Raw genomic sequence first — 25611 nt, 5'->3', positions numbered from 1 at the left:
GTTGGCCTCAAAACCAGCGAACGGTACTTCCATGTCCACATTCCGCGAGGACGCGCTCAGGCGAATTCGACAGGACGGCGATTTTGATGCCGTCGTGGTCGGCGGCGGCATCAATGGTATCGCCGCCTTTCGCGATCTGGCGCTGCAGGGATTGCGCGTGCTTCTGGTCGAGCGGGACGATTTCGCCTCTGGCTGCAGTGCCGCCCCCTCGCGCATGATCCATGGCGGCCTGCGATATCTCGAAAATGGCGAATTCAATCTCGTCCGGGAATCCTTGGCCGAGCGCGATGCACTGCTCAGGCTCGCACCCCACATGGTCCACCCCCTGCCGACGACGATCCCGATCCACTCGATCTTCAGCGGCTTCTTCAACGCGGCTGCGACCTTCTTCGGCTCAGTCGGTAAACCATCGAGCCGTGGCGCGCTCGCGATCAAGGCGGGCCTCTCGCTCTATGATTTTGTCACCCGCAAGAACCGGCTTCTCCCGCGCCACCAGTTCCGCAATGCCCGCAGCACCCGGGCCCTCTGGCCGGCCTTGACGTCTCAGGTCCGCTATTCCGCAACCTATTACGATGCCTGGATCAGCCAGCCGGAGCGCCTGGCACTCGAACTTGTCCTCGATACGCGACACGACGCGCCCCAGGCGATCGCGCTGAACTACGCGAAACTTCTGCGGATCGGCGACAGCTACCAGCTCTCGGCAGAGGGGTCGAACGAACTCATCGTCGTGCGTCCCCGCATGATCGTCAATGCCACAGGCGCATGGATCGATCAGACCATCACGGCGCTCAGCGACGGCGCAGCACCAGCCGAAAAGACCGTGACCGGGACCAAGGGATCACATCTCATCCTCGCGAATGACGCGCTCTACCAGGCTCTGAACGGCCACATGATCTTCTTCGAGAACACCGACAACAGGGTCTGCATCCTCTTTCCCTATCTCGGCCGCGTCCTGGCCGGATCGACGGATATCAAGGTCGACAAGCCGGGCCGGACGCGCTGCGAGCCTGAGGAACGCGACTATATTCTCGCTGCGATCCGCACCGTCTTTCCGGATCTCGCCATCGCTGCCTCCGATATCGTCTTCAGCTTCAGCGGCATCCGTCCGCTGCCGCGCAGCGATGCGGAATTCACGGGCAAGATCTCACGCAGCCATGTCATTCACCGGGTCGAGAGCGATCCGCCCCAGCTCTGCATGGTCGGCGGCAAGTGGACGACCTTCCGCGCCTTTGGTGAACAGGTGACCGACGAGGTGCTCGCCTTCCTCGGCCGTCCCCGCATCGCGACAACCGCCGACCGCCCGATCGGTGGCGGCCGGAACTACCCGGCCGATGGCGAGCGGTTGTCGGCTCTGCTCTCCCGCGAGTTTCCGATCGGCAAGGCCCGCGCCGATCACCTGGCATCCACCTATGGATCGCGCGCCTTCGATCTCATGGCCTTCTGCGACGGACACCCGGACGACGTTCCCTTGTCCTCCACAACTGTGATGACGCTGGCCGAAATCCTCTGGCTCATCGGGGGAGAAGACGTCCTCCACCTGGCCGACATCGTGCTCCGCCGCACGAGCCTTGCGATCACCGGCCAGATCGATCTCGAAATTCTCGACACCCTGCTGACCGTCATGGCCCGCGAGCTTGCCTGGTCGGGTGAGCAGATGTTGGCGGAGCGGCGGCAACTCATCGATGAACTCGGGACCTATTACGGGGTCTCGGTCGCAATGCTTCAGGACAGATGCAAGGAAAAGGACAAGGCGTCATGATGCGAATTTCCAAGAAGGCACGAATGAACAGGCTGTTCCGTCAGGGCGGCTGCCTCGACGTCGCCATCGATCACGGTGTCTGCAACGAGCCGAGCTTTCTGATCGGCCTGGAGGACATGGCAGGCGTGGTGGACAAGCTCGTCGAAGCAGGTCCCGATGCCATCCAGATGGCCTATGGCCAGGCCGATCTGCTGCAGGCAAGACCCGAACGTGACAAGCCGGCTCTGGTGATGCGCATCGACATGGGCAATCCCTACAATTCCACCCGCCACCGCAGCATGTGGTCGCAACTGCAGAACCATGACGAACCGATCATCGGCGCGCTGGAAATGGATGCGGCCTGCGTCGTCGTCAATCTGTTCATGCTGCCAGACGAGCCGGAACTCTTTCGCCAATGCGTCGAAAACATCTCCCGCGTCCGCGCCGATTGCCATCTTTATGGCATGCCGCTGATGATCGAGCCCTTGGTGATGCTGCCCAATGATATCAGGGGCGGCTATCAGGTGGACGGCGATGCCGAGAAGATCGTCACGCTGGTCCGCCTGGCCTCCGAAATGGGCGCTGATATCATCAAGGCCGATCCGACCAGCGATCCCGAGGACTTCCACAAGGTCATCGAAGCTGCCCGCTGCCCGGTTCTGGTCCGTGGAGGCGGTCGCGAAGATCTGCGCGTCGTGCTGGCGAAATCAGCGGCTCTGATTGCTCAAGGCGCAAACGGGATGGTCTATGGACGCAACATCTATCAGCATGACAATCCGAAGGCGGTCGTGAAGGCACTGATGGCGATCATCCATCAGCGCGCCAGCGGCGAAGAAGCATGGGACATTTATAACCGTGGCTGAGAAGAACTACATTTTGGGTGTCGATGTCGGAAACACGGTCATCAAGGCCGTGCTTTTCGACACGGAGGGCCACCAGATCGCACAGTGCGCCATCGACGGCCAGTCGAGCTTTCCCGAACCCGGCCATGTCGAGCGTGATCTCTCAGAACTCTGGGAAAACGGCTGCGCGGCGATCCGCGAAGTGATTTCCATATCCGGTGTCGATCCCACGCGGATCCTTGGCCTTGGATGTGCCGGCCATGGCAACGGCCTCTATCTGCTCGATCGGTCCTATCAGCCGCTGAAAGGCATACAGTCGCTGGACAGCCGGGCAGCCGATATCGCCGCAGAACTCGACCGGGAGAACGGAGACGCACTCCAGGCGCGCTGTCTGCAGCGCCCCTGGCCATCGCAGACCCCGAGCCTGCTCGCCTGGATCAAGCGCCACGCGCCGGAGACATATGCCAGGATCGGCGCTGTCCTGTTCTGCAAGGACTACATCAACTTCCGCCTGACAGAACGCCTGGCCAACGATATCTCCGACCTCAGCGGTGCGGGGCTCCTTGCCATGCCGGAGGGCGAACTCGACGCTGATTTGCTTGGCCTCTACCATCTTGAGGATGCCCTGCCGTTCTTCCCCGAACGCGTGCAGTCCGCAGATATTGTCGGTCGGGTCACCGCAGCGGCCGCCAAGGCAACGGGTCTCGCGGAAGGTACGCCTGTGATCGGTGGTTATTTCGACGTCGTCTCAAGCGCCATGGGTTCAGGCGTCATCCATGCCGGTGAAGCCTCCGTCATCGCGGGGACCTGGAGCATCAACCAGGTCTTTGCCGATGAGCCCGTCATCAGCCCCGACGTCTTCATGGTCACGACCTTCGGGCAGGGGCGATACGTCAACATTGAATCCAGCGCGACATCGGCCGCCAATCTCGAATGGTATGTGCATCGCATGCGCGGCGACCATGGCGGCGAAGCCTTCGATCGCTGCAACGAAGAGGTCGGCAAGGTCGTGGCCCGCGCCGACGACCCCTTCTTCCATCCCTTCATCTTCGGCTCGCGCCTCGGCGCCGAGTTTCGCGGCGGCTTTTATGGGCTGGCCGGGTGGCATGGCGAAGGCCACATGATCCGGGCGCTCTTCGAAGGCGTCTGCTTTGAGCATCGACGGCATATCGAAGTGCTGCGCAACGCCGGTCTGGCCGTCGACCGCGCAGTCATGTCCGGCGGCGGCTCGCGCAGCCCCCATTGGCCGCAGATGATGGCCGATGTCCTGGAGATCCCGCTCACCGTGGCAGAGGCCCAGGAGACGGGTGCTCTCGGGGCTGCAATCGGTGCCACGGTCGCGATCGGCCTTTATGCCTCCTACGAAGAGGCCGTTGCCGCCATGACCCGCTCTGCCAGAGACTTCCAGCCGAATACGGAACGGACGGAGCATTTTCGCAGGCGATACGGGCTCTACACGGCCCTGACCGACCAGATGCGGGACTTCTGGAGCGCACTCCGCCTGAAGCCCTAGGCCGGCTAAAGACCACAGACGAACAGAGGCGATCCTGATCGCCAACGAAAGGACAGACCATGCCGGACACGATACGGCTCGATGGCGACTATGACTATGTCATCGTCGGGGCAGGGACGGCAGGCTGCGTGCTCGCCGCCCGCCTGACGGAGGATCCGAAGATCCGCGTGCTGCTCCTGGAGGCCGGAGGCTCTGACCGCTATCACTGGGTACAGATCCCCGTCGGCTATCTCTACTGCATCGGCAATCCGCGCACTGACTGGATGATGCGCACCGCATCCGAACCCGGGCTCAACGGCCGTAGCCTCGCCTATCCGCGGGGCAAGGTGCTCGGCGGCTGCACGTCGGTCAATGGCATGATCTACATGCGCGGCCAGGCGGCCGATTACGACGGCTGGCGTGACCTCGGCAATCCCGGCTGGGGATGGTCGGATGTGCTGCCCTATTTCCTGAAGTCGGAGGACTATCACGGACCGTCAGGAGACATGCATGCAAACGGTGGCCCCTGGAAGGTCAGCCGCCAGCGCCTGAAATGGGATATCCTGGAGGCCGTCCAGGAAGGCGCCCGCGAATTCGGCATCGAACCGCGCGCCGACTTCAACGACGGGAATAATGAAGGCTCCGGCTTCTTCGATGTCAACCAGCACAAGGGCGTCCGCTGGAACACGGCCCGCGGCTTTCTGAGGCCGGCCCTCAAACGCCCCAATCTACGCCTGGTCCAGCATGCGCTGGTCGAACGCCTGACCTTGGAAGGCAAACGCGTGACCGGCGTCCAGTATCGCACGCTGGGAGGCGCGTTCTCCGCAAAGGCGTCAGGCGAAGTGATCCTCGCCGCCGGCGCGATCAACTCGCCGAAGCTGCTTGAACTCTCCGGCATCGGCGATCCCGCCCGCCTTTGGTCGCTCGGCATCGATGTTACCATGGCGAAACCTGCCGTCGGCACAAACCTGCAGGATCATCTGCAGATCCGCACGGTCTTCAAGGTAAAAAACGTGGTGACGCTAAACCAGCTTGCCAATTCCTGGCGCGGCAAGATGAAGATCGCTGCCGAATATGCCCTTTACCGTTCGGGTCCCATGTCGATGGCACCCAGCCAGTTCGGCATGTTCACGAGGTCCAACCCGGAAGAAGACCGGCCCGACATCGAATATCACATCCAGCCGCTCTCCACCGACAAGCTCGGTGACCCGCTGCACCCGTTTCCGGCCATCACCGTCTCGGTCTGCCAGTTGCGCCCGACCAGCGCCGGCACCTGCCACATAACGTCGGCCGATCCGGCCTTGCAGCCGGAGATCCGTCCGAACTATCTCTCGACCGACCAGGATCGTTCCGTCGCGATTGCCGCCATCCGCCAAGCAAGACAGGTGATGTCGGCTGCAGCCCTTCGCCCCTTCCAACCCGAGGAGATCCTGCCGGGCCTTGAGTTCCAGGACGACGAAGCCCTGCTGCAAAAGGCCGGCGACATCGCCACCACCATCTTTCACCCCGTCGGCACCTGCCGCATGGGCCCGGACCCCGATGCCGTGGTTGACCCCTCGCTGCGGGTGACTGGCATCCAGGGCCTGCGCGTCGTCGATGCCTCCATCATGCCCAGCATCGTCTCGGGCAATACCGCCTCACCGGTGGTGATGATCGCCGAGAAAGCGGCCGACCTGATCCGGCAGGACCGGATGGGGGGTGAACCAGCTCAGTGAGGTCTATTACCATTCGGGCGCCGACTAACGTCCCCAGCCGATTTTGCGAGACCCGTTTTAAGCATGACGGCTGGCCCGAAGAACAGCAGCCAGAATTGCTTAAGTTCTTGAGAAGGCGTCCCTTTCTTCTGTGATAAACGGACGCTGATTTTCAGCGGAAAACCGACCTACAATGGCCGGCCTGAAGAACCTAAATTCCTCGCCTCATTTCGAAGGCTTGGAAAATTACCTTTGATTTCCCTCTGTTTTTCCGCCGAGAACGACCGTGGATGCCATCTTTGTGCTCTGGCTTTGGGCTGACGTCAACATGGCGGGAGAGCCTTCGCTTCAGGCTAGACAATATCTCATCCAGTGCCGATCTCGGACGCCCGTTTTCAATGGCTGTCTCTAGAGGGCGCCCCTATTCGGGGCGCACCTCAATTGTTCTTTGCCATGCCGTATCAATCCACCGAATAAGGCGCAAATACCGGATCGACCGTAGTTCCTGCCAGGTGGTTGACGTAGTTGGAAAACGTTTTTGCAGCGATCGCCAATACGATGCCCAGGATGTGCTGTTCGGTGTAGCCAGCCTGGATAAATGCATCGACCGCCGCTTTTCCAGGATTGCCACGCGAGATGACCATGACTTCGGTGAAAGCTGCGACAGCCTGAAGTCCGGCATCCGGCAATTCTTTTCCGGATCTGAGCGCCGCAAGAGATGCTGCAGGTACGCCCGACTTCTTGTCGGCAATCATTGAATGTGCGGCCATGCAGTAGGTGCAGCCATTAACGCGGCTGATGGTGAGAAACACAGTTTCCTGTTCAGCAGGTGTAAAGCCGGACTGGTTGCGAAAGGCGTCATAGCTCGACATGTAGTTGGCGAGGACCGGCGGCAATTTCGCCATGTAGCCATACATATTGGGCACGAAGCCGAGTTTTGACTTTGCCGTCGCCAACAAGGCATGCGCCTCGCCCGTTGATGCTTCTAGTGTTTCGGGGTGCATATCGAGAAGAGGGGTGCGAGTCATGAAGCCTCCTTAATTTCAGAACAGTCATTCTTTAAATTGAATTTCGAGGAATGAACAGTTATTTTAGAATGATCAGTCCAGAATTAGGTGATCAATGGCAGCCACCACCCCAACAACCCGTCAGCGGGGCCGTCCCAGCGGCTTTGATCGGGAGACTGCGTTGGAAGCAGCGATGAGGTCTTTCTGGGCAGAAGGATATGAAGCGGCTTCGATCGACAGGCTGTGTCGGGCGATGAACATGCCTCGCGCCAGCCTCTATCAGCTCTTTGGAGACAAACAGGGCCTGTTTCTGTCTGCGCTCGGCCGCTACGGCGAGACGCGCGTATCGCGTATTATTGCTGCGCTGGGACCGAAGGGCACGCTTGCTGAGGATTTGTCTGCCTTCTTCGATGAGGTCATTTATCTTGCCTCATCGGATCGTGAGACACCAGGTTGCCTGATCTCCTGCGTCCTGGCGGAAGCAGCGGGAACCAACCCGGTCTTCACGGTAGAGCTCGACCGTCGTTTCGTGGCGATGGAAAAGCAAATAGAGGCACGCCTTCAATTGGCCCCGTGGCCCGCTAACGCCAAGATCGCGCCTGGGGCTGTAGCAGGAATGATTGCGTCCGTGGCCCGCGGGATGACGCTCAAGGCGCGCTCTGGCCAGACAGCCGATGAGCTCAAACCTGTCGCCCAAGCGGCAGTCACCGCTGTGACGAGCCTAAGCGCCGCTCCATAAGGAATTGGCGAACTTGTTTGGCGACCTGAACACGCCTGCGAGAAACCTCTGGCGACGTTTTTGCTTCCTCCTGTGTAACAAATTGAATGCTCGATAGTCCTTCGTGCAGCAGGCCTGTTGGGCCGAAGTTTCGCAAGGAGCCCGGGTTGCATCGACCGATCAAAACTCCGCCCGGTCCAATCGTCTTTGGTCGCGACCAAAACGGTTGAACCGCAATCGGATTGCCATTGGGGCAGGATATGCGGACCTAGTCTCGGCCTGCATTGCGCCGATACTGGAGTGCGCTACGCCAAGCGCCATGTCAGAGATCCTTGTTGAGCCGATCGAGGACGTTTCGCACGTTCACACGAGCCCGGTGGAGAAGCACGCGCATGTTGCCCTCGCTCATGCCGAGAAGAGTGCAGACCTCCTTGGCCTCGAGTTCCTGCTGGCTGCGGAGGATCAGGACCGCGCGCTGCGCCGGCGGGAGCGCCTCGATGGCCGCTTCGACGTGCTGAAGGACGCTGCGGCCCTCAACATGTCTGTCCGGCGTCAACTCATCCCAGAGCTCGGGAATGTCGCGCCAGCGACCGCGCCCGTCAAAGGCATCTGCAAGGCCGTTGCCATCACCGGCATCGTCGAAGAAGACGATGCGGCCCTCACGCTTCGCAACGGTTCGGGCTTTATTGACGAGAATGGCGTAGATCCAGCTTGCCAGAGAGCTTCGTCCTTCGAAGAGATCGATCCGTCCGAGGACCGAGACCCAGGTATCCTGGACGACTTCTTCGGCCACATGACGGCTTCTGACGATGCCAGTCGCAAAACGGATCATCGGGGCATTGTGCAGCCGAAACAGTCGCTGAAAAGCCATCCGATCGCCTACGACCAGCCGCGGAAGCAAGATCGCGTCATCACACTCGTTATCTTCCACAGCCCCTCCAGTCGATGTTGGCGAGGCATTAACAGAACAATCGTTCTGAAAGTCCAGCAAGATTCGCGAGCTTCAAGTCATCGTGACTCTGAATTCGGGGGCTTCTTGAGCAAAATCAGATTCACAACGAGAAGGACAAGAGCATGAAACCGATACACAGCCGACTATCTCGTCGCGCCATGCTTGGTCTGGCGGGTGCCGGCGTAATCGCTATGGGGGCACGGCCTGCCAGCGCCTCAGGCCTCGCAGCCTTCGCTCCAGCCGGAGCAGCGAGCCTCGACCACACTGCCTTCGATCAATTGCTTCAGCGCCATGTCAAACCCGACAAGAGCCGCTACAACCGAGTCGACTACAAGTCGCTTGGGAGAGATGGGGCGGCGGTTCTCAAATCCTACATTTCGGAACTGTCCAGCATCAACCCTGCGGGACTATCACGCAACGAGGGCCATGCGTTCTGGATCAATCTCTACAACGCCAAGACCCTCGAGGTGATTATCGACCATTATCCCGTCGCCTCGATAAGAGACATCAAGCTCGGCGGGGGTGGCCTGTTCAAAACAGGTCCCTGGTCGAGGAAGATCATGGTCGTCGGCGGGGTCGAGCTTTCGCTGGATGATGTCGAACACGAAATCGTTCGGGCTCTGTTCAAGGACCCGATGAGCCATTACGGCCTGAACTGCGCGTCATACTCATGCCCGAACCTGGCGGCGAGGGCTTACACTGGTGGCAATGTCGACGCTTTACTCGCTGAAAACGCCCGTGACTATGTCAACCATCCGCGTGGTGTCACAGTCTCGGATGACGAGATCACTGCATCGAAAATCTATTCCTGGTATGCCGACGACTTCGGCGGCAAGGGCGCGCTCAAGGCACACTGGAAATCCCTTGCCAGTGCCGATCTTGCGCAACGGATCGATACAGCCTCTGTCGGCTCCTTTGTCTATGATTGGTCACTCAACGATGTCTAACGGTTATGCCCATCTCGGCCAGGGCGTAGACAGCGTGCTGGTCGCTGCACAAGAAGCCGGACGCGAGGCACACATATCCAATCTGATCACCCGGGAAATCACGCTTGCTTTCTTTACGGTGGCCGAGATCGCGCTGATCCCCATCATCTTCAAGCAGATCCGTTCATGCAGAAGTGGCATTTGACCGCACATCGATTGTCCTGTGACCCATGTCCTAATTCGCAACTGGCGCATCATCGGGCATTGGGCTTGCAATTGTTCGCCTCCTTCACGCCCGGGCGATCACGTCATCGCGACAGGACGACGAAAGACCGCTGATCTTCCTGTTGGGTTCCCGGATGCGCTGAAAGACACGCTGGGAAGGCTGGGCATTACGTTCATACCAGAAGCACGCGGAGCTGGTGCTGGGATCCGCCTCAAATTCAGCAGGAAACAAAGTGCCGTAATATCGTCATGGGAGACCGAGGGCGGCGAGACGGCCGAAGACAGCCTTCCCTGATGTTTCCAACAGCAATTGCGCAATAGAACGCTGGTCAGGGAAGGCCGCCTCAGCGTGCCGCTTCGATCAGATCACCCCTGTTGATCCGGTCGGTGATCTGGCTGCACCGACCATAGGGCCGGTTCATCGTCTTTGTCTGCTTCTGCTGTCGCCGCCGTTGCCTGCACCTTGTCGGGCTTGTGGTGGGCCGGCGCGTAGATCGTATAGACCTGCATCGGCGTCGCCCCTGTATTGGTGATGTTGTGCCAGGTCCCTGCGGGAACGAGGACACACCAGCCATCCGAGACGTCCTTTTCGAACGTGAGCTTGTCTTTCGCATCTCCCATCTGCGCGCGACCGTTGCCTGCGTCGAGGCGGATGAACTGATCGGTTTGCGGATGCGCTTCAAGACCGATGTCGCCGCCGACGGGGATCGACATCAGCGTTACCTGGAGATAGCGGCCACTCCAGGCAACCGAACGATAATCGCTGTTGTCCTTCGATGCGCGCTCGATGTCGAACGATTGCGGCTTCGGACCGATGTCGTTGATCCTACCAGCGGTGCTGCCCATGATCGATCTCCTTAAGATTGCTCTGGCGAACCGGTGCGTCTGGCCTTTGCAGGCAGAGCCTGATTGCGTCGCAATATCGCGGCGTCTTTGGGTCGCGACTAGGGTCGGAAACTACCCAGGCTTGAGGGGGGCGGTCTGTATCGCCTCAAAAAGCAGGATCCGGGTTAAATGTGAAACTACCATGCACTCCCTAGGTAGTTTCCGATGCTTTCGCGCGTCTGGATGGCGGCTAGAATTTTTGATCACACGATTAGGCCGCGCTTGACCGGAGAGAATGATGAAAAAGATCGTTGGCATGCATGAAGCAAAGACATCAGCAGGTGAACCCGTCACACTCTACGAGATGGAAGACCTCGCAGAGCTGACGATGGCCTTGGAGCCGAGCGCGAACGACAACAGAGGCATTCGGACCATGGAATTGTCCGATGGTCGAAGGTTGAAGCTTGTCGGCCATGGCGAATATCTCGCGGAAGCGACAGGGGAGGCGTTCCTGCTCGACAGACGTTAGCGTCGCCTATGCAGGCAGGGTATGTGTATTGCCCGCAGCTTCCCTACGATGTTCACGGGCCAGCTTCGGACGCTGCCTGCGCCAGACGCGCAAGGGCCGGCAAAGACTTTGACTTTGTCTTCGACATGATCGAGGCGCGATGATTTTCGACCGTTCTCTGGCTTATGTTGAGATCAGCCGCGATGTTCTTGCTCGGATGTCCAGCCAGCACCATTTCCATGATCTGGCGCTGCCGTGCCGTCAGCGAGTTGATCTGCTGGACCGCCAACGCCGTCCGCGCAAGCGTTTCCGTTTGATCCCGTGACTGGGCGATCGTTGTGTCGATAATCTCCAGCAGGGCCGCTGGCTTGATGGGCTTCTCGATAAACTCCGAGGCGCCGGCTTTCATGGCGTCGACAGCCATCTGAACGTCGCTGTTGCCGGTGATCATGATCGCCCCGAGCTTTCGCCCGGACCGCTTGATGGTCTGCAGAAGCTCGACGCCCGTCATACCGGGAAGATAGGCATCGACAAGAAGACAACCCGGCTGTTCGGGATGAGAATGCGCGAGGAAGGCTTCACTGCTGTCATAGGGGACGGCGATCAAGCCATGCGCCTCGATCATCTGGCACAAGGATTTCCGCAGATCCTCGTCGTCGTCAACGACATAGACAAGCTGTTCGTCGACCACACTTGCCCGCGCGATGACATCTTCGGTCGCGTGTACGCCTGGCTGTTCGGGTGCCGGCCTCGATTCGAGCAGTCGCCTGATCAAGCTGGTCACAGCCTGCAGCGTGATCGGCTTGTTGAGGTGAATGACATTGGCGCTCGAGATGTGCGCCAAGGTCTTCGTTGAGATGTCGCCCGTCAGCACAATGGCCGGGACATTGGCCTTGCGGCTCTTCCTGATCTCGGCAACGACGTCAACGCCGTTCATTCCCCCCGGCAGATTGTAGTCCGTGAGGATCACGTCCGGCGTCGCGATGCCGGATGTCAGGTGGTTCAAGGCTGACGGGCCATCGGGCGTTGAAGTGACAGTATAGCCCTCATCGCTCAGCAGCTGCTTAAGCAGCATTCGAATCTCGGCATCGTCCTCGACAACAAGAATCCGGCCGGTTTTCAGGGGCTTGCTGACAATTGAGGGTGTCTCAACCGGCACGTTTGCGATGGGCGCGCTGTGATGACCGGCCAGGCGTTCGAGTGCGATTGCAAAGACCGATCCCTTCGATGGCCGTGACTTCACGCTGATCCGATGGCCGAGAAGATCACTCAGCCGTTGCACGATCGAGAGTCCGAGGCCGAGCCCCTTGCTGCGCTCGCGCGCATCATTGTCGATCTGGTGGTATTCGTCGAAGATCGCTTGCAGTTCGGCTTCGGGGATGCCTATCCCGGTATCCCATATTTCGATGCTGGCTATCGTGCCGCGCCGTCTGCATCCCAGCAACACCTTTCCCGTCTGCGTGTATTTGAAGGCATTGGCGATCAGATTGCGCAGGATCTGTTCCAGCAGAAGCGGGTCCGTGCGGACAAACAGACTGCTGTCCACCACTCGGAAATCGAGGCCCTGGGACTGGGCAACCAGGGTCAACTCGTTCCGCAGCGAGGTGAACAGCGCCTGCACGCCGAAATCCACAATGGCCGCCTTCACCACACCGGTTTCGATCTGGTTGATATCGAGAAGGTCGTTCAACATGCCCGACATGGAGCCAAGTGTGGTTTCAAATCTCGCCAGCAATTCACCCGATCGTTCATCATGGTTTCGACGAACCAGGAGGCCCTGCAGCAGGCTCAAGGTTTGCAAGGGCTGGCGCAGATCGTGGCTGGCCGCCGCGAGAAACCGGGATTTCGCAACATTGGCGATATCGGCTTGCCGCTTGGCCAGTCTCAATGCCTCGGAAGTGTTGCGTTGGTCCGTGACGTCGACAAAGGTGATGACCACGCCTTCAACGGCCTTGTCTTCGTTGAGATAGGGCATGATGCGCCGCAGATACCAGAGACCGCCGGATGCCTCTATCTTGCGCTCAAGCGGTTCCTGATCGCCAAGCACGGACTTTGCATCGGCAATCAGCGTCGTATCGACGGCGAGCGACCGCAGGTCGGCCAGAGGGCGACCAATGTCACCTGGGATGACATGAAACACGACCTTGGTGGCGGGCGTGAAGAAGCGGATGTTCAGGTCTACGTCCAGGAAGAGGGTTGCGACAGCGGTGCTGTAGAGAATATTCTGCAGGTCATTCGAGGTCGTTCGCTGCTTTTCCAGTGTCTCCTGCAACTGGCTGTTCAAGGCTGTCAGCTCTTCGTTCAGAGACTGCAGCTCCTCCTTCGAGGTCAGCAGTTCCTCGTTCGTTGACTGAAACTCCTCATTGAACGACAGGGCTTCCTCGTTGATTGCCTTCTGTTCCAGGCCCGACAGTTCGAGATTGCTGATTGCTCCATTCAGTTCGATGCGTGTGGCGACGAGTTCAGCCTCAAGTTCACGCACCCGTCCAAGGTCGGCCGTCTCGGGAATGCCGGATTGGGTTTTCGTTTGGACTTCGGGTTCATCGACAAAACAGAGCAGAAACAGGCTCTGACCCTCATGCTCGATCGGTTCCACCCGAACGCTGACGCGCCTGGGGCTGCCTTTCCCGTCATTTATCTCCCCCCCGCGCGCGACGATCGCGGTCTTCTGTTGCTGACAGCGCTGGATCGCCGAACGCAGCTTGGTGTGCAGCGTCTTTGGCGTCATGGCGAACAGATCGGTCGAGGGATAGCCGGGCGCGATTTCAAGATAGTTTCCGATGCGCCCCATCGTGAAAAGGCATTCGTTCTTCCTGTTGACCACGGCAACGGCCGGCGCATAGATCTCGAGTATCTTCCGGTTGCAGATGTCCGCGAGAGACGGGAAGCTGGCGCTGTTTGCCTTGGGAGTTGACCTTTGAGGCACATGAACGCCCGCAGACCCATTGAGCGAAAAGATCATGTCGCCCGGACGGCTTCGGCCAACATGGCGATAGATCCGGTCAGACTTGGAAATCGGTGTGAAACGACCTTCAGCACTGCCCGCTGTTTCCGTAGCGCCGAGAAGCAGGATGCCGCCTTCGCGCAGCGCAAAGTGAAAGTGAGAGATCGCCTTTGCCTGACCTTTGGGGTCCAGATAGATCAGGAGATTGCGGCAGGAGACCAGGTCGATGCGGGAAAACGGCGGATCGGATAGCACGTCCTGAACGGTGAAAACGATCATCGAACGGATATCCGGGTTCACGCGGTAGCCATTGTCCTCCTTGAGGAAGAACTGTGAAAGCCTCTCGGCATCGATGTCAGCCTTGACCGTTTCGGGGTAAAGCCCCTCTCTGGCCGTGGCCACTGCATCCTCATCGACGTCAGAGGCAAAGATCTGCAGTTTGAGGGGAGAGTTGCTGGCGGACAGCGCTTCGCGGAAGAGGATGGCGATCGAATAGGCCTCTTCGCCGCTGCTGCAGCCAGCGATCCAGATTCGCATGGGCTGATCGGAGGGATGCGCCTTCACGAGGTCGGGAATGACGGCATTTTCGAGAGTTTCAAAGACCGCGCGATCACGGAAGAAGCTGGTGACATTGATCAGCAGATCCTTGGCCAGATCGTCGCGCTCGCCCTTATCCTCTTCAATCAGCGCAAGATACTGATCCATGGCGTTAGGGGACAACCCCTTCATTCCCATTCGCCGCTCGACCCGGCGCTGCAGGGTGCCAGGTTTATAGGACGTGAAGTCGTGCGCCGTTTTTGAGCGAAGAACCTTGATGATGTCGAGCAGTGTCGCTGATGTTGTCGGAGACTGAGCCTCCATTGCGGGAACTGGTGCTTCTGCGAGATTTCGGCCGAATGCCGCGATCGCGTCTGGCATTTTCTCCAGGGTCAGGATCTTGTCGGCGAGATTGGTCGCCACGGCACTCCGGGGCATGCCGTCATGGCCGGCCTCCTCGGGCTCCTGGACGAAGACCATGCCGCCTTGTTGTTTGATCGCAGCAAGCCCGATGCTCCCGTCTGTGCCGGAGCCTGAAAGAATGATCGAGAGCGCGGATGTTCCTGCGTCCTCTGCAAGTGAAATCAACAGCGTATCGAACGGCAACCGCGCGCCATGCGGCGGATTGATTGTTGCCACCTGCAAGATGCCGTTCTTTACCGTCAGCACGGTGCCGGGCGCGATGACATAGACATGGTCACGCTCAAGGGCGATCTCGTTGCGCGCTTCCACCACGGTCATGGGCGTGTTGTCTGTCACGAGATCAACGAGGAGACTTTCGTGGTGCGGATCGAGATGCTGCACGAAAATGAAAGCCGCCCCACTTGGTACAGCGATGCCATCCAGAAGCTTGCGAAATGCGTCCAGGCCGCCTGCGGACGCACCGATGGCGACGACAGGAAACCGCTTTGGAGAAGCGCTCACGGTTTGCATCTCATCCGGAAGAGCGGGCGCCGGCGGTCCGTTGCCGCTGACTGTATCGGCAGCCTTCATGGTATCGATCCCTTCGTGCTCCTGGAAAGAAGCCGTTGCAAAGACCAATAATACCCCTATGGGGAGCATTCCAACCTGATCGATGTCAAAGACATGGTCACCTTTGCTCCGGTGGGTCAATGCGGCGCCGGCCGACTTGCCTGAATGAGTGTTTTCCGAGCCTCTGTTCAAAGGCTGGCATGAATTATGGTTCCGAAAACAGTCAGAAAGCCGGGGAGTTATGATCCCGCTGACTGATTTGCAGATGTTGCGTCCTGCGGCATCGCAATCGATGATGCCAGGAACTCATGCCATGCGCCCCACCCAGAACAGCTTGCCGGAGAACGTGCGCGCCCAGTCCACGTTCACCATCAATAATCATCTTGCCGCAGCGCTCGATCTTCATTCCCACATCAAGCAGGCGGAATGGAACGTGCAGGGCCCGAATTACGAGGGAATGCGGGTGATCTTGCGTTCAGCCGCCATGCTGGTGGCTGGACAGTGCGATGCACTTGCCGACAGAAGCGGGGCGCTTGGTGACATCGCTTTCGGCACCGTCAAACTCGTGGCCGCCCGCTCATTCCTGCCTGAATATCCCGTCCTGATCGCGGGGGAGCAGGAGCATGCATTTGCGGTCTCCAGGAGCATTGCCGCTTATGCCCACTCGATGCAGAAGGCGATCGCCTTTCTCAACGCGATAGGCGACCCGGTGACGGCTGGCCTGTTTGCAGGCATCACGGGCGACACCGAAAGGCAACTCTGGCTGTTCGAGCGGTTTCTCACGCCCCTGTCATTTCCGTCCCTGATCAACGCCGGGTCGGATGCGTGTCCGGTAAAAGCGATTGTTTGAAAGGATGGAGAAACTTCGGATACTGCTTGCGGAAGACGAGCCTCTCATTTCCATCTTCTTCGCAGAACTCCTCGTGGAAATGGGATACGAGGTCTGTGCCATCGAAGTGACGGAGGACGCGGCTGTCGAAGCGGCGACGCGGCTAAAGCCAGACCTTCTGATTGTGGACAGGCATCTGAAGCAGGGCAGTGGCATCGTTGCCGTCGCCAGGATCCTGAAAGAAGGACCGGTGTCCTACATCTTCATGACTGGCGATAGGCTGGTCAGAGAAGAGGTCCCGGCCAATGCCATCATATTGCAGAAGCCTTTCCTTGATGCGGATGTCGATCAGGCGATCCATGCCGCCATGCAGGCAGCAGGCAGGCCATTTTGAAAACACCTTCGCGAGAGCCACCTGATCGAAACGGACCAGGCTGTTCTCGCGAAGTTCGCGTGTTCCTTTGACCTGCTATGCGATCGCCTTCAGGCCCGCTTCGGCTGCACCTGAGTGCGTGTCGTGCTTCGTCGGCTTGGCGGCGTCGAGGACCTGTCTCGCATGCGAAAGCTCTGTTTCGGATCCATGGGCCATCATGAGAAAACCGTCGGCCTTCAGCGCGGGTATCAGTCCGCCGACCACGAGCGCGCCTTCGAGGGCTGAAGCCACTGTTGCTGCGAGCGAACCCAATATGAACACATATCCGAAGAGGGGGACGGTCAGGATGAGCCCGCCAAAGAACAATCCCCACAATCCGCCCCAGAATGCGCCTTGGGAACCCCAGACCTTGATCAGGTCTCCGGCATTGTAAAAGCCGACAGGGCAGGGCTCTGCACACTATCGTCCTTCACCCGTTGATCAGGTTCTCCACCAATGCGATCAGTGCCTCTTCACTGGTGATGCCCCGTTCAAACGCATGGCTGAGCACTGTCGCAAGATCGGAACCATCTTCGCCATCTGACGAAAACCCGTGCTGCTCACAGGTCTTGGTGAAGGCTGCCAGAAGGTTTGCATCGGACGCTCCGTCAATCAGTTTGTCTGGGATTAAGGTCATGCTTTCCTCCACAAGACCCGCCACGAATTGACCGTGCTCAGAATAAAGAGGAATGGGCCATAACGTTGAGGGCCGGAATATACCCATGGTCGGCCAAACTAGGTAGAATCCGTCCCTGGCCCCGGCCGGCAGCAGCCGTGATGCTGCACTGGCAGCGATCAAGGTCGCTTTCCGTTGCCAACCACCGGCAATACTCCTCCATCCATCCATCCGGGATTTGTAACAAATTGCGCCTCGTCATGCTGGCACTTCTCACCCTCGCGATTGGCGGTGTTCTGGGCATACTGCTCCTGAGATACTACTTTCCGAGCGCAGGCGAGACGACCGTCAGTCAGCCCCTCTACGCATCGCCCGAGCTGACATTCGGGAACGATTGATCTTCGGATCAACGTCTCTCTCCGTCTGGTGTCGCGCCCGCCCCGAAATCAGGAACACGACATGTCGCTCAATGAAATGATCAACACGATTGCGGACAAGGGAAAGCTGCGCGTGCGCATTTCGGTGATGAAGGCGATTGCCGCGCAGGCAGAGGACCTATTGAAGCGCTCAGACCAGGCTGACTACAACTGGGACGTCATCTCGCTCTACTTCACGCCTGAGGACGGCGGCTATGAACAGAAGACGAGTTACGATGACGCGGATGCGGCATTGTTTCTGACCGCCTGGCGAGGAATGAAAGGCACGACCTCCAGCACGACGATCTCAAGAGGGCTGCAAGGTCTTGAATACATTATCGATATGACAGGTGATGGGGTTGTCACCGATGTCACAGGGCTGACTAAGGACATCAGTGCTGAGTATCGTCACATCGGAAGCCCTGTCGACGAACGCCGTTAACAGTCGCCGCTCAGCGGTATGGAATGGCGGAACGTCTTTCTCAGGCCAGACCCTCGCGGACAAGGGCTGCCATTGTCGCAAAAGTCGGCAGGATGGCGAGCCAGAAGCACATAATGACCGTGAGCAGGATTGCCTTGCTGCTCTGGCTCCAACGCATCGTGTCCGTCTCGGTAACGTAAGTATCTTCCGATCCTGTTGCCGCAAGCGCGCAGGGCATATGTGAACGAGCATGAAGCACATCTGTCCTCGCGGCCCCAGAGACGTGACCCATGCGAGGTGCGCCTCCGCATCCGCCCGCATGAAACTTTCACGCAGTCGGGTCCTGTCCGGTCGCTCTCGGCGGAGAGCGTCATGAAGATTGGGCCTAAACTTATCGCCGGGACGATCTGTGCCACCGTCTTCGCCACAGTCAGCGTCTACTTTGGCATTCCCTTTGTCCTGGGTGAGAAGATCGCGGCGCTCTCTGTTGTCCGCAGCACCGTCATCCAGACGGTCGTGGCCAGTGGCCGCGTCGAGACACCATCGGGTGTCAATATCGGAAGCCAGATCATCGGAACCGTGCTCACCGTCCTTGTGAGGCAGGGTGCCGCTGTTCGCAAAGGCGATGCACTCATCACCCTCGATGACCGGCAGGCAAGGGCTGCCGTCGACCAGGCAGCCGCATCCCTGTCAGAGGCGCGAACGAGCCTCCGACAGGTGGAGGAACTGACGCTGCCACTGGCCGAGCAGACCTTGATCCAGACCAAGGCGACCCTGCGCAATGCCGAATCCCAACTGGCCCGTGCCTTGCAACTGGCCGAGCGTTCGATTGCGACCGGCGAGACCGTTGAGGATCTTCAGCGCGCCTTCGATATTGCCAAGACTGAGGTCCGATCAGCCGAGTTGCAGGTGAAGAGCCTATCCGTCGGCGGCAGTGGCCATGCGGCGGCAAAGGGTGCCGTCGTCCGGGCCGAGGCGGTGCTCAGGGCCGCGCAGGCCGGCTTGGGCCTGACACTGATCACCGCCCCCGTCACGGGCGTCGTCATCCAGAGAGCCGTCGAAGAAGGGGCCATCGTTCAGGCGGGGACGCCGCTTCTTGTGCTCGCGCCAGACAGGTCCAAGCAGCTTGTCGTGCAGATCGACGAGCGCAATCTCGACGTGATCCGCATCGCCCAGCCGGCCCTTGCCTCGGCCGATGCCTATCCGGAGGAGAATTTTCGCGCCGCCGTCGCAACGATCAGTCCGACTGTCGATGCCGACAAGGGCTCCGTCGAGGTCAAGCTCTCCATCGATGCGCCACCCAGCTACCTCAAGGAGGACATGACCGTATCGGTCGACATCGAGGTCGCCCGCCATGAGAATGCGCTGGTGGTTGCCAATGCGGCTGTTCGCGATGCCGCCAGTGCCGCGCCCAAGGTGCTGCTGATCCTCGACGGGCATGCCGTCGAGCGGCCCGTCACCCTGGGTCTGAGGGGGATCGCCAGCATGGAGATCCTCGATGGACTTGTTGTCGGCGACCTCGTCATTGCCACGACGGTCACGACCGTCGTGGCGGGTGCGCGCGTCCGCGTCGCTGACGGTGCGGTATCCCCATGAAAACCTGGTTGCCGTTCGAACTGATTGCCGCTTTCCGCTTCCTGCTCGAGGGGCGGATGCAGACCCTGTTGACCATTGTCGGGGCGGCGGTGGGTGTTTCCGTCATCGTCTTCATGTCTTCGTTGCTCGCGGGTGTTCAGGCCAATATCTTCAGCCGGGTCCTTTCCACCCAGGCCCATATCGTGATTTCGCCGAGCGAGGAGGTGGCCCGGCCCCAGCGCACGGCGACAGCTCTCCAGACATTCGCGATCGTGCAGAAACCGGCGCAAAGGCTGCGCTCGATTGACCAATGGCAGGCGATTGCCGCCCAGCTGACAGCACGTCCTGACATCGTCACCGTGTCACCGGCGGTCGTCGGTGCCGCCTTTGCCGTGCGCGGCGAGGTCGCCGATGCGGTCTCGGTGACCGGGATGGAGCCGGACGCCTTTTACCGGATCATCGCGCTGCCCGAAAAGATGATCTCCGGCTCGGCGACACTGTCGCCCAATGGCGTGCTCATCGGCATTGAACTTGCAAGCGATCTCGGTATCGGGGTCGGCGAGAAACTGCGCATCCGCACCACCAGCACGAAGACCACAAGCGGCTCCGACCAGACCTTCATCATCGGCGGGACCTTCGATCTCGGCAACAAGGAGGTCAATCAGCGCAGCGTCTTCGTGTCCCTGCGATCGGCGCAATCCCTGCTTGGGCTGGCAGGGGGCGTGACCAGCCTCAGCGTCAATCTGATCGACGCCTATCAGGCGGAAGTGGTGGCCACCGATCTGCGCTCGGCTCTCGGCGTCAATGCCGAGAGCTGGATCAAGACCTTCGAGGAGTTGTTCACTGCACTCAAGACCCAGTCGATCGCCAATTACGTCATCCAGTTCTTTGTGGCGATCGCGGTGGCGCTCGGCATATCCAGCGTGCTGGTGGTGTCCGTCGTTCAGCGATCCCGCGAAATTGGCATCCTCAGGGCCATGGGGGCGTCGCGCGCCCAGGTGATGCGGGTCTTTCTCGTCCAGGGGGCCGTGATCGGCATGCTGGGATCGCTGGCCGGGTCTGCGCTCGGAGCCGGCTTCGTTCTCGTCTGGCGTGCCTTTGCCAGGAACCCCGACGGCACCGAGTTCTTTCCGATTGCGCTTCAGCCGTCGCTCTTCGTCGCCACCGCTGTGGTTGCGGCCCTTACCGGTCTGGTGACCGCCGTCCTTCCGGCGCTCAGTGCCGCCCGTCTCGATCCAGTGGATGCGATCCGTGGATAAGCCCGCACCGACAGACAAGACCGTGCTGCGCCTTGAGGGGGTCACCAAGTCTTTCGGCGTCGGGACGGAGATCGAGACGGAGGTGCTGCATGGCATAGACCTCGTCCTCCAGGAGGGGGAGTTCTGCGCCCTGATCGGTCCCTCCGGATCCGGCAAGAGCACGCTTCTCAACATCATCGGCCTGCTCGATCGTCCGACCTCCGGCCGGATGCAGATCGAAGGCGAGGATACGGCAGGCCTCAGCGATGCGGCACAGACGAGCCTCAGGGGACACAGCATCGGCTTCGTCTTCCAGTATCATCACCTGATTTCGGCCTTTACTGCGGTCGAGAACGTGATGATGCCGATGCTGCTCGACAAGGGCTGGCCCAGTCAGGCAATGCGGGAGCAGGCAGGCATCCTGCTCGACAAGGTGGGGCTAGCCCCGTTCAAGAACAGCCCCGCCAATCGCATGTCTGGCGGGCAGCAACAGCGCGTCGCCATCGCGCGAGCGCTTGCCATGAAACCGGCACTGGTTCTGGCTGACGAGCCGACCGGCAATCTCGACAGCCAGTCCGCCGACGAGGTGTTTGCGATGATGCGAGACGTCAACCGACGGGAGAAGACGACCTTCCTGATCGTGACACACAATCTTGAGCTCGCGCGCCGGACGGACCGCATCATCGAAATCGTCGATGGAATCATTGTCACGACAAAGCCCGAAGCCAAGACGTCGGCCGTTTCTGTCGTTGCAGAGCGCGCAACGGACTCAAATGCCTGACCGTGAGTAGACTGGGCTTGAGAAAATCGGAGTGATATCTTCAGGCGTCAGCTGGAAATACGAGTGCATTGCCAGGATGGTGTTTCTCGCCTCATCCTATCGGTGGGCTCAGGAATTGCACAGCAATGTGGAATACTGCTTCACCGTCCGAACAGCGCGGCGTTTACGATCTCATCTTCACATCTCGAGCGTGAAATCTGGCGTGAGAATTGCATTGCTACCGGAATATATGACCGGGAGATCTCATTGTCCGTACACACAATACGCCATGCACTTGCAAGGAAGCCACGGCGCGTTTTGGGCGAAGCAGTGGATCCGGGGAGATGTCTAAGTATCACGAGGATCTCGTGGCTGCTTCTGGCAACCGTGGTCTGACTATGGCGAAGACCTCCTCCGACCTGACGATCCTTGTCATTGACGAAAATGCCATTCGGGCCTCGATCATCGAAGAGGGGCTGAACGAAGCTGGGCATCTGAATGTCCGGGTGATCCATGAGATGCAGGGCGTGGCGCGGCTGATCGAGACGATGGATCCTGACGTCATCATCATCGACATCGAGAACCCCAATCGTGACATGATGGAGCATATGTTCCAGCTCACCCGGATGATTTCGCGGCCGATTGCCATGTTTGTCGACCGCTCGGATACTGCCGCCATCGAGGCTGCCGTCGATGCCGGCGTATCGGCCTATGTGGTTGATGGGCTGAAGAAAGAGCGGATCAAGCCGATCCTCGACATGGCGGTGAGCCGCTTCAATGCCTTCAGCCGCCTTCAACGCGAACTGGTCGAGGCGCGCAATGCCCTCGAGGAGCGCAAGGTCATCGAGCGCGCCAAGGGCATCCTGATGAAAATGCGGGGCTTGAGCGAGGAGCAGGCTTTCGCTCTGCTTCGACAGACCGCCATGAACGAAAAGAAGAAGCTGGCCGACATCGCCCAGAGCGTCGTGACGGCTGCAGGACTGCTACTGTGAGCGCGGCGTGGATCGGAGAATGCTGGTGAGCGATATGGTTTCAACCCAATCCGGCGATACGGCCATCCATGCCCCCGTGACTGTGCGTGGCAAGGAGCAGAGGACGCTCAGGGCAGGCTACATCCCGCTGATGGATGCCTCGATCCTGATCGCAGCTGCAGAGCTTGGTTTTGCCGAAAGGGAGGGACTGCATCTCGAGCTGGTCCGGGACGTCACCTGGGCCAATGTCCGCGACCGTCTCGCTTTCCGCCAGTTCGACATTGCGCACATGCTCTCGCCGATGCCCGTCGCATCCATGCTCGGGCTTGGATCCAATCCCTCGCCGACCATCGCGCCCTTTTCCCTCGGTCGCGGTGGCAATGCTATCACGTTGTCCGCCCGAATCTTCGAACGGATGAAGTCTTTGACGGGGCTGGCAGACGATGCGGATGCCCTGGCCAATGCCAGGGCACTGGCGGCCTTGCTCGCCGACATGCGCGCGCGGGGCGAACCGGTGCCAACACTCGGGATGACCTATCCCTTCTCCTCGCATAATTATGAGTTCCGCTACTGGCTGGCGGCTGGCGGCATCGATCCGGACCGGGACGTGAAGCTGGTGGTGGTTCCGCCACCGCTGACGTCGGATGCGCTCGCGGCTGGCGCAATCGATGGCTTCTGCGTCGGGGCACCCTGGAACATGATTGCGTCGGAACGAGGCACGGGGCGCATCGTGGCTGCCAAGCAGGATATCTGGCCTCTGGCACCTGAGAAGGTGCTCGGCATGCGCCCCGACTGGGCCGATGCGAATGTCGATACCGTCTCCCGTCTGATCGTCGCCCTCGATCGGGCGGCGCGCTGGTGCGATGACCCAGGTCACCACAACGAGCTTGCCGGGATCCTGAGCGCGCCGGAATACATCGCAGCGCCCACTGGCATCATTCGCCGCGTATTGAATGGCGAGTTCAGTCTTGATGCGCAGGGGACGAAACGGGTCGTCCCGGATTATTTCCTTTTCCATCGCGGGGCCGCCAACCATCCGCGGCCAGATCAGGCATCGTGGATCTACAGCCAGATGCTTCGCTGGGGCCAGACAGACTTCAGCGATGAAGGCATGGCACATGCGCGGAGCGCTTTTCGGCCGGACCTCTATCTGACAGCGCTGGGACAGGATGCTGCCATGCCGGACGAGGCGAGCGAGAAGGGCGCTGGCGGCTATGAGGGTTTCATGGATGGCAAGCGTTTTGATCCGGATGCGGTGCAGGCTTACGTCGAGGGATTTCCGGTCCGATCAGCCTCGTCGTCAGGCGTGGGGACGGTCGATGGCTGATGCGCTGCGGTGCACAAACCTGAGGCATTTGCACGAAAAGTCGTGTTCTGGAACGAGCAGGCTGATCTTGCGACCGTCGAGAGGCGGTCGTGCCTGCCCTTGAAACAGCGCTTGTTTTTCCGACGCTTAACCGTCGCCAGGTGAAACTGGCACGGCCCTTGCTTCGCTCTTGATGTCCACGGTCAACGGCGATCGCGGGACGGATGAGCGCCTTATCGGCGCAGATAACCATCAGACAATGACGTCGCAGGCTTCTTGCTGTCCGGCTCCTCCCGCCAGGACCTCGCAAGATAGCACGCGGCGTTTTTTCGTTTTTCCGGATCTCCGTCAACAGACAAAGAGGGGCACACAGCTATGACCAAGACCACAGCAACGAGCATCAGCCGGCGTCAGATTCTCAAGATCGGTTCTGCGGCAGCACTTGCAAGCGCGGCTCGCCTGGCATTTCCGTCGGGCGCTTTCGCCGCAACCGCCGGGCCTGAAGTGACCGGTGTGAAGCTCGGCTATATCGCGCTCACCGATGCCGCACCGCTGATCATCGCGCAGGAAAAGGGGCTGTTTGCGAAATATGGTCTCACCGAAGTGGAAGTCCTCAAACAGGCTTCCTGGGGTGCCACCCGCGACAATCTCGTGCTCGGCGGTGAAGCGAACGGCATCGACGGCGCGCATATCCTGACCCCGATGCCCTACCTGATATCGACCGGCAAGGTGACGCAGAACAACGTGCCGGTGCCGATGTCGATCATTGCCCGGCTCAATCTCGACAGCCAGGGCATTTCGGTCGCCACGGAATATGCCGAGACCGGCGTGCAGCTCGACGCTTCCAAGCTGAAGGAAGCCTTCGCCGCCAAGAAGGCAGCCGGCAACGAGATCAAGGTCGCGATGACCTTCCCCGGTGGCACGCATGACCTCTGGCTCCGCTACTGGCTGGCAGCCGGAGGCATCGACCCGGACAAGGACGTCTCCACCATCGTTGTTCCGCCGCCGCAGATGGTGGCCAACATGAAGGTCGGCAACATGGACGCCTTCTGTGTCGGGGAGCCGTGGAACGAGCAGCTCGTCAATCAGGGCATCGGCTTTACCGCCTGCACCACCGGCGAGCTTTGGAAGGGGCATCCGGAAAAGGCGCTCGCCCTGCGCACCGACTGGATCGAAAAGAATCCAAACGCCGCAAAGGCGCTCATGATGGCCGTCATGGAAGCCCAGATCTGGGCCGACAGCATGGACAACAAGGAAGAGATGTCGGCGATCCTCGGCAAGCGCCAGTGGTTCAATGTGCCTCCGAAGGATGTCGCCGGTCGCCTCAAGGGCACCATCAACTACGGCAATGGCCGTCTCGCCGAAAACACCGGGCTCGAGATGAAGTTCTGGAAGGACCACGCTTCCTATCCCTTCAAGAGCCATGACGCCTGGTTCCTCACGGAGAACATCCGCTGGGGCAAGTTCGCACCCGACACCGACATCAAGGCGCTGGTCGATAAGGTCAACCGCGAAGACATCTGGCGTGCGGCGGCCGCTGATCTCGGCATTGCTGCCGCCGACATCCCGGCATCGACCTCGCGCGGTCCGGAAACCTTCTTCGACGGCAAGGTCTTCGATCCGGAAAATCCGAAGGCCTATCTCGACAGCCTGACGATCAAGGCCGGGGCGTAAGGACCTAGTTCCG

The 25611-nt window shown here is 59.8% G+C and carries 23 protein-coding genes and 1 pseudogene; 17 read left to right on the top strand and 7 right to left on the bottom strand.

Going from position 1 to position 25611, the window contains the following annotated elements; genetic code table 11:
• Positions 1-31 precede the first annotated feature (31 nt).
• From BSY240_RS09690 to BSY240_RS09675, 4 genes are read left to right on the top strand one after another with little or no spacing between them, the layout of a single operon-like run.
• Positions 32-1759, top strand: a complete 1728-nt coding sequence (locus tag BSY240_RS09690; protein WP_069042162.1) for a glycerol-3-phosphate dehydrogenase/oxidase — start codon at positions 32-34, stop codon at positions 1757-1759.
• Positions 1759-2601 (top strand): class I fructose-bisphosphate aldolase, encoded by an 843-nt coding sequence (locus tag BSY240_RS09685; RefSeq protein ID WP_069043923.1) that lies wholly within the window; start codon positions 1759-1761, stop codon positions 2599-2601. Before BSY240_RS09690 ends, BSY240_RS09685 begins: the two co-directional genes overlap by 1 nt.
• Positions 2594-4093, top strand: coding sequence for an FGGY-family carbohydrate kinase (locus BSY240_RS09680; RefSeq protein ID WP_069042161.1), 1500 nt, complete (start codon positions 2594-2596; stop codon positions 4091-4093). Before BSY240_RS09685 ends, BSY240_RS09680 begins: the two co-directional genes overlap by 8 nt.
• 59 nt (positions 4094-4152) lie before the next feature.
• Positions 4153-5787 carry a GMC family oxidoreductase gene (locus tag BSY240_RS09675; protein WP_069042160.1) on the top strand — a complete coding sequence of 545 codons (1635 nt, stop codon included), beginning with the start codon at positions 4153-4155 and terminating at the stop codon, positions 5785-5787.
• A 440-nt stretch (positions 5788-6227) separates the two neighbouring features.
• On the opposite strand, the gene BSY240_RS09670 is transcribed toward BSY240_RS09675, so the two are convergent.
• Positions 6228-6794: a carboxymuconolactone decarboxylase family protein gene (locus BSY240_RS09670; RefSeq protein ID WP_069042159.1), complete on the bottom strand. Its 567-nt coding sequence runs from the start codon at positions 6792-6794 to the stop codon at positions 6228-6230.
• 160 nt (positions 6795-6954) lie between these two features.
• Between BSY240_RS09670 and BSY240_RS09665 the strand changes: the two genes are divergently transcribed.
• Positions 6955-7512, top strand: coding sequence for a TetR/AcrR family transcriptional regulator (locus BSY240_RS09665; protein ID WP_171901564.1), 558 nt, complete (start codon positions 6955-6957; stop codon positions 7510-7512).
• A gap of 301 nt (positions 7513-7813) precedes the next feature.
• Here the strand turns inward: BSY240_RS09665 and BSY240_RS09660 are convergent, their stop codons facing one another.
• Positions 7814-8362 carry an RNA polymerase sigma factor gene (locus BSY240_RS09660; protein WP_083229728.1) on the bottom strand — a complete coding sequence of 183 codons (549 nt, stop codon included), beginning with the start codon at positions 8360-8362 and terminating at the stop codon, positions 7814-7816.
• A 203-nt stretch (positions 8363-8565) separates the two neighbouring features.
• Here BSY240_RS09660 and BSY240_RS09655 point away from each other — a divergent pair, with 203 nt between their 5' ends.
• On the top strand, positions 8566-9390 hold the full coding sequence (locus tag BSY240_RS09655) for a DUF547 domain-containing protein (RefSeq protein ID WP_083229609.1): 825 nt from the start codon (positions 8566-8568) through the stop codon (positions 9388-9390).
• Positions 9383-9574 (top strand): hypothetical protein, encoded by a 192-nt coding sequence (locus tag BSY240_RS09650; protein WP_054148682.1) that lies wholly within the window; start codon positions 9383-9385, stop codon positions 9572-9574. Before BSY240_RS09655 ends, BSY240_RS09650 begins: the two co-directional genes overlap by 8 nt.
• A gap of 386 nt (positions 9575-9960) precedes the next feature.
• Here BSY240_RS09650 and BSY240_RS09645 read toward each other — a convergent pair whose 3' ends face one another.
• On the bottom strand, positions 9961-10440 hold the full coding sequence (locus BSY240_RS09645; RefSeq protein WP_069042155.1) for a cupin domain-containing protein: 480 nt from the start codon (positions 10438-10440) through the stop codon (positions 9961-9963).
• A gap of 277 nt (positions 10441-10717) precedes the next feature.
• Here BSY240_RS09645 and BSY240_RS09640 point away from each other — a divergent pair, with 277 nt between their 5' ends.
• The gene (locus BSY240_RS09640) at positions 10718-10948 is read left to right on the top strand and encodes a hypothetical protein (RefSeq protein WP_069042154.1); all 231 of its coding nucleotides are present in this window, start codon (positions 10718-10720) and stop codon (positions 10946-10948) included.
• Positions 10949-11000: 52 nt separating this feature from the next.
• Here the strand turns inward: BSY240_RS09640 and BSY240_RS09635 are convergent, their stop codons facing one another.
• Positions 11001-15521, bottom strand: a complete 4521-nt coding sequence (locus BSY240_RS09635) for a CheR family methyltransferase (RefSeq protein ID WP_236759340.1) — start codon at positions 15519-15521, stop codon at positions 11001-11003.
• Positions 15522-15621: 100 nt separating this feature from the next.
• Between BSY240_RS09635 and BSY240_RS09630 the strand changes: the two genes are divergently transcribed.
• Positions 15622-16230: a ferritin-like domain-containing protein gene (locus BSY240_RS09630; RefSeq protein ID WP_083229608.1), complete on the top strand. Its 609-nt coding sequence runs from the start codon at positions 15622-15624 to the stop codon at positions 16228-16230.
• Between the two features lie 4 nt (positions 16231-16234).
• Positions 16235-16603 (top strand): response regulator, encoded by a 369-nt coding sequence (locus tag BSY240_RS09625; RefSeq protein WP_054148686.1) that lies wholly within the window; start codon positions 16235-16237, stop codon positions 16601-16603.
• Between the two features lie 75 nt (positions 16604-16678).
• Here BSY240_RS09625 and BSY240_RS09620 read toward each other — a convergent pair whose 3' ends face one another.
• Positions 16679-16894, bottom strand: a complete 216-nt coding sequence (locus tag BSY240_RS09620; RefSeq protein WP_150127445.1) for a hypothetical protein — start codon at positions 16892-16894, stop codon at positions 16679-16681.
• A gap of 157 nt (positions 16895-17051) precedes the next feature.
• Positions 17052-17420, bottom strand: coding sequence for a hypothetical protein (locus BSY240_RS23960; RefSeq protein WP_150127444.1), 369 nt, complete (start codon positions 17418-17420; stop codon positions 17052-17054).
• A 276-nt stretch (positions 17421-17696) separates the two neighbouring features.
• Here BSY240_RS23960 and BSY240_RS09610 point away from each other — a divergent pair, with 276 nt between their 5' ends.
• Complete coding sequence (locus tag BSY240_RS09610; protein WP_069042150.1) at positions 17697-18095, top strand: hypothetical protein; 399 nt, start codon at positions 17697-17699, stop codon at positions 18093-18095.
• Positions 18096-18135: 40 nt separating this feature from the next.
• Here BSY240_RS09610 and BSY240_RS23955 read toward each other — a convergent pair whose 3' ends face one another.
• Positions 18136-18333: a hypothetical protein gene (locus BSY240_RS23955; RefSeq protein ID WP_150127443.1), complete on the bottom strand. Its 198-nt coding sequence runs from the start codon at positions 18331-18333 to the stop codon at positions 18136-18138.
• Positions 18334-18446: 113 nt separating this feature from the next.
• Between BSY240_RS23955 and BSY240_RS09605 the strand changes: the two genes are divergently transcribed.
• The 6 genes and pseudogenes from BSY240_RS09605 (at position 18447) to BSY240_RS09580 (ending at position 25598) form a co-directional block, all read left to right on the top strand.
• Positions 18447-19670 (top strand): efflux RND transporter periplasmic adaptor subunit, encoded by a 1224-nt coding sequence (locus tag BSY240_RS09605; protein ID WP_069042149.1) that lies wholly within the window; start codon positions 18447-18449, stop codon positions 19668-19670.
• Complete coding sequence (locus BSY240_RS09600; protein ID WP_069042148.1) at positions 19667-20908, top strand: ABC transporter permease; 1242 nt, start codon at positions 19667-19669, stop codon at positions 20906-20908. Before BSY240_RS09605 ends, BSY240_RS09600 begins: the two co-directional genes overlap by 4 nt.
• Positions 20901-21593: pseudogene (locus BSY240_RS09595) on the top strand (ABC transporter ATP-binding protein); the annotation flags it as partial. The gene BSY240_RS09600 and the pseudogene BSY240_RS09595, both read left to right, overlap by 8 nt.
• 452 nt (positions 21594-22045) lie before the next feature.
• Positions 22046-22639: an ANTAR domain-containing response regulator gene (locus BSY240_RS09590; protein WP_069042147.1), complete on the top strand. Its 594-nt coding sequence runs from the start codon at positions 22046-22048 to the stop codon at positions 22637-22639.
• Between the two features lie 34 nt (positions 22640-22673).
• Positions 22674-23945 (top strand): CmpA/NrtA family ABC transporter substrate-binding protein, encoded by a 1272-nt coding sequence (locus BSY240_RS09585; RefSeq protein WP_069043921.1) that lies wholly within the window; start codon positions 22674-22676, stop codon positions 23943-23945.
• A gap of 354 nt (positions 23946-24299) precedes the next feature.
• A complete protein-coding gene (locus BSY240_RS09580; protein ID WP_069042146.1) occupies positions 24300-25598 on the top strand; it encodes a CmpA/NrtA family ABC transporter substrate-binding protein in 1299 nt (432 codons plus the stop codon).
• Positions 25599-25611 lie beyond the last annotated feature (13 nt).

Source organism: Agrobacterium sp. RAC06 (assembly GCF_001713475.1).
GTDB lineage: Bacteria > Pseudomonadota > Alphaproteobacteria > Rhizobiales > Rhizobiaceae > Allorhizobium.
The sequence above is the reverse complement of the archived record's forward strand: the minus strand, read 5'-3'. Positions and strand labels throughout refer to the sequence as shown.

Bases quoted from the DNA above. Each gene is read 5' to 3' on its own strand.
- BSY240_RS09645 (WP_069042155.1), bottom strand. From the start codon at position 10,440: ATGGGCAGCACCGCTGGTAGGATCAACGACATCGGTCCGAAGCCGCAA.
- BSY240_RS09580 (WP_069042146.1), top strand. From the start codon at position 24,300: ATGACCAAGACCACAGCAACGAGCATCAGCCGGCGTCAGATTCTCAAG.
- BSY240_RS09630 (WP_083229608.1), top strand. From the start codon at position 15,622: ATGATCCCGCTGACTGATTTGCAGATGTTGCGTCCTGCGGCATCGCAA.
- BSY240_RS09675 (WP_069042160.1), top strand. From the start codon at position 4,153: ATGCCGGACACGATACGGCTCGATGGCGACTATGACTATGTCATCGTC.
- BSY240_RS09590 (WP_069042147.1), top strand. From the start codon at position 22,046: ATGGCGAAGACCTCCTCCGACCTGACGATCCTTGTCATTGACGAAAAT.
- BSY240_RS09660 (WP_083229728.1), bottom strand. From the start codon at position 8,362: ATGGCTTTTCAGCGACTGTTTCGGCTGCACAATGCCCCGATGATCCGT.
- BSY240_RS09650 (WP_054148682.1), top strand. From the start codon at position 9,383: ATGTCTAACGGTTATGCCCATCTCGGCCAGGGCGTAGACAGCGTGCTG.
- BSY240_RS09600 (WP_069042148.1), top strand. From the start codon at position 19,667: ATGAAAACCTGGTTGCCGTTCGAACTGATTGCCGCTTTCCGCTTCCTG.
- BSY240_RS09690 (WP_069042162.1), top strand. From the start codon at position 32: ATGTCCACATTCCGCGAGGACGCGCTCAGGCGAATTCGACAGGACGGC.
- BSY240_RS09655 (WP_083229609.1), top strand. From the start codon at position 8,566: ATGAAACCGATACACAGCCGACTATCTCGTCGCGCCATGCTTGGTCTG.
- BSY240_RS09670 (WP_069042159.1), bottom strand. From the start codon at position 6,794: ATGACTCGCACCCCTCTTCTCGATATGCACCCCGAAACACTAGAAGCA.
- BSY240_RS09685 (WP_069043923.1), top strand. From the start codon at position 1,759: ATGCGAATTTCCAAGAAGGCACGAATGAACAGGCTGTTCCGTCAGGGC.
- BSY240_RS09640 (WP_069042154.1), top strand. From the start codon at position 10,718: ATGAAAAAGATCGTTGGCATGCATGAAGCAAAGACATCAGCAGGTGAA.
- BSY240_RS09605 (WP_069042149.1), top strand. From the start codon at position 18,447: ATGAAGATTGGGCCTAAACTTATCGCCGGGACGATCTGTGCCACCGTC.
- BSY240_RS09625 (WP_054148686.1), top strand. From the start codon at position 16,235: ATGGAGAAACTTCGGATACTGCTTGCGGAAGACGAGCCTCTCATTTCC.
- BSY240_RS09585 (WP_069043921.1), top strand. From the start codon at position 22,674: ATGGTTTCAACCCAATCCGGCGATACGGCCATCCATGCCCCCGTGACT.
- BSY240_RS09610 (WP_069042150.1), top strand. From the start codon at position 17,697: ATGTCGCTCAATGAAATGATCAACACGATTGCGGACAAGGGAAAGCTG.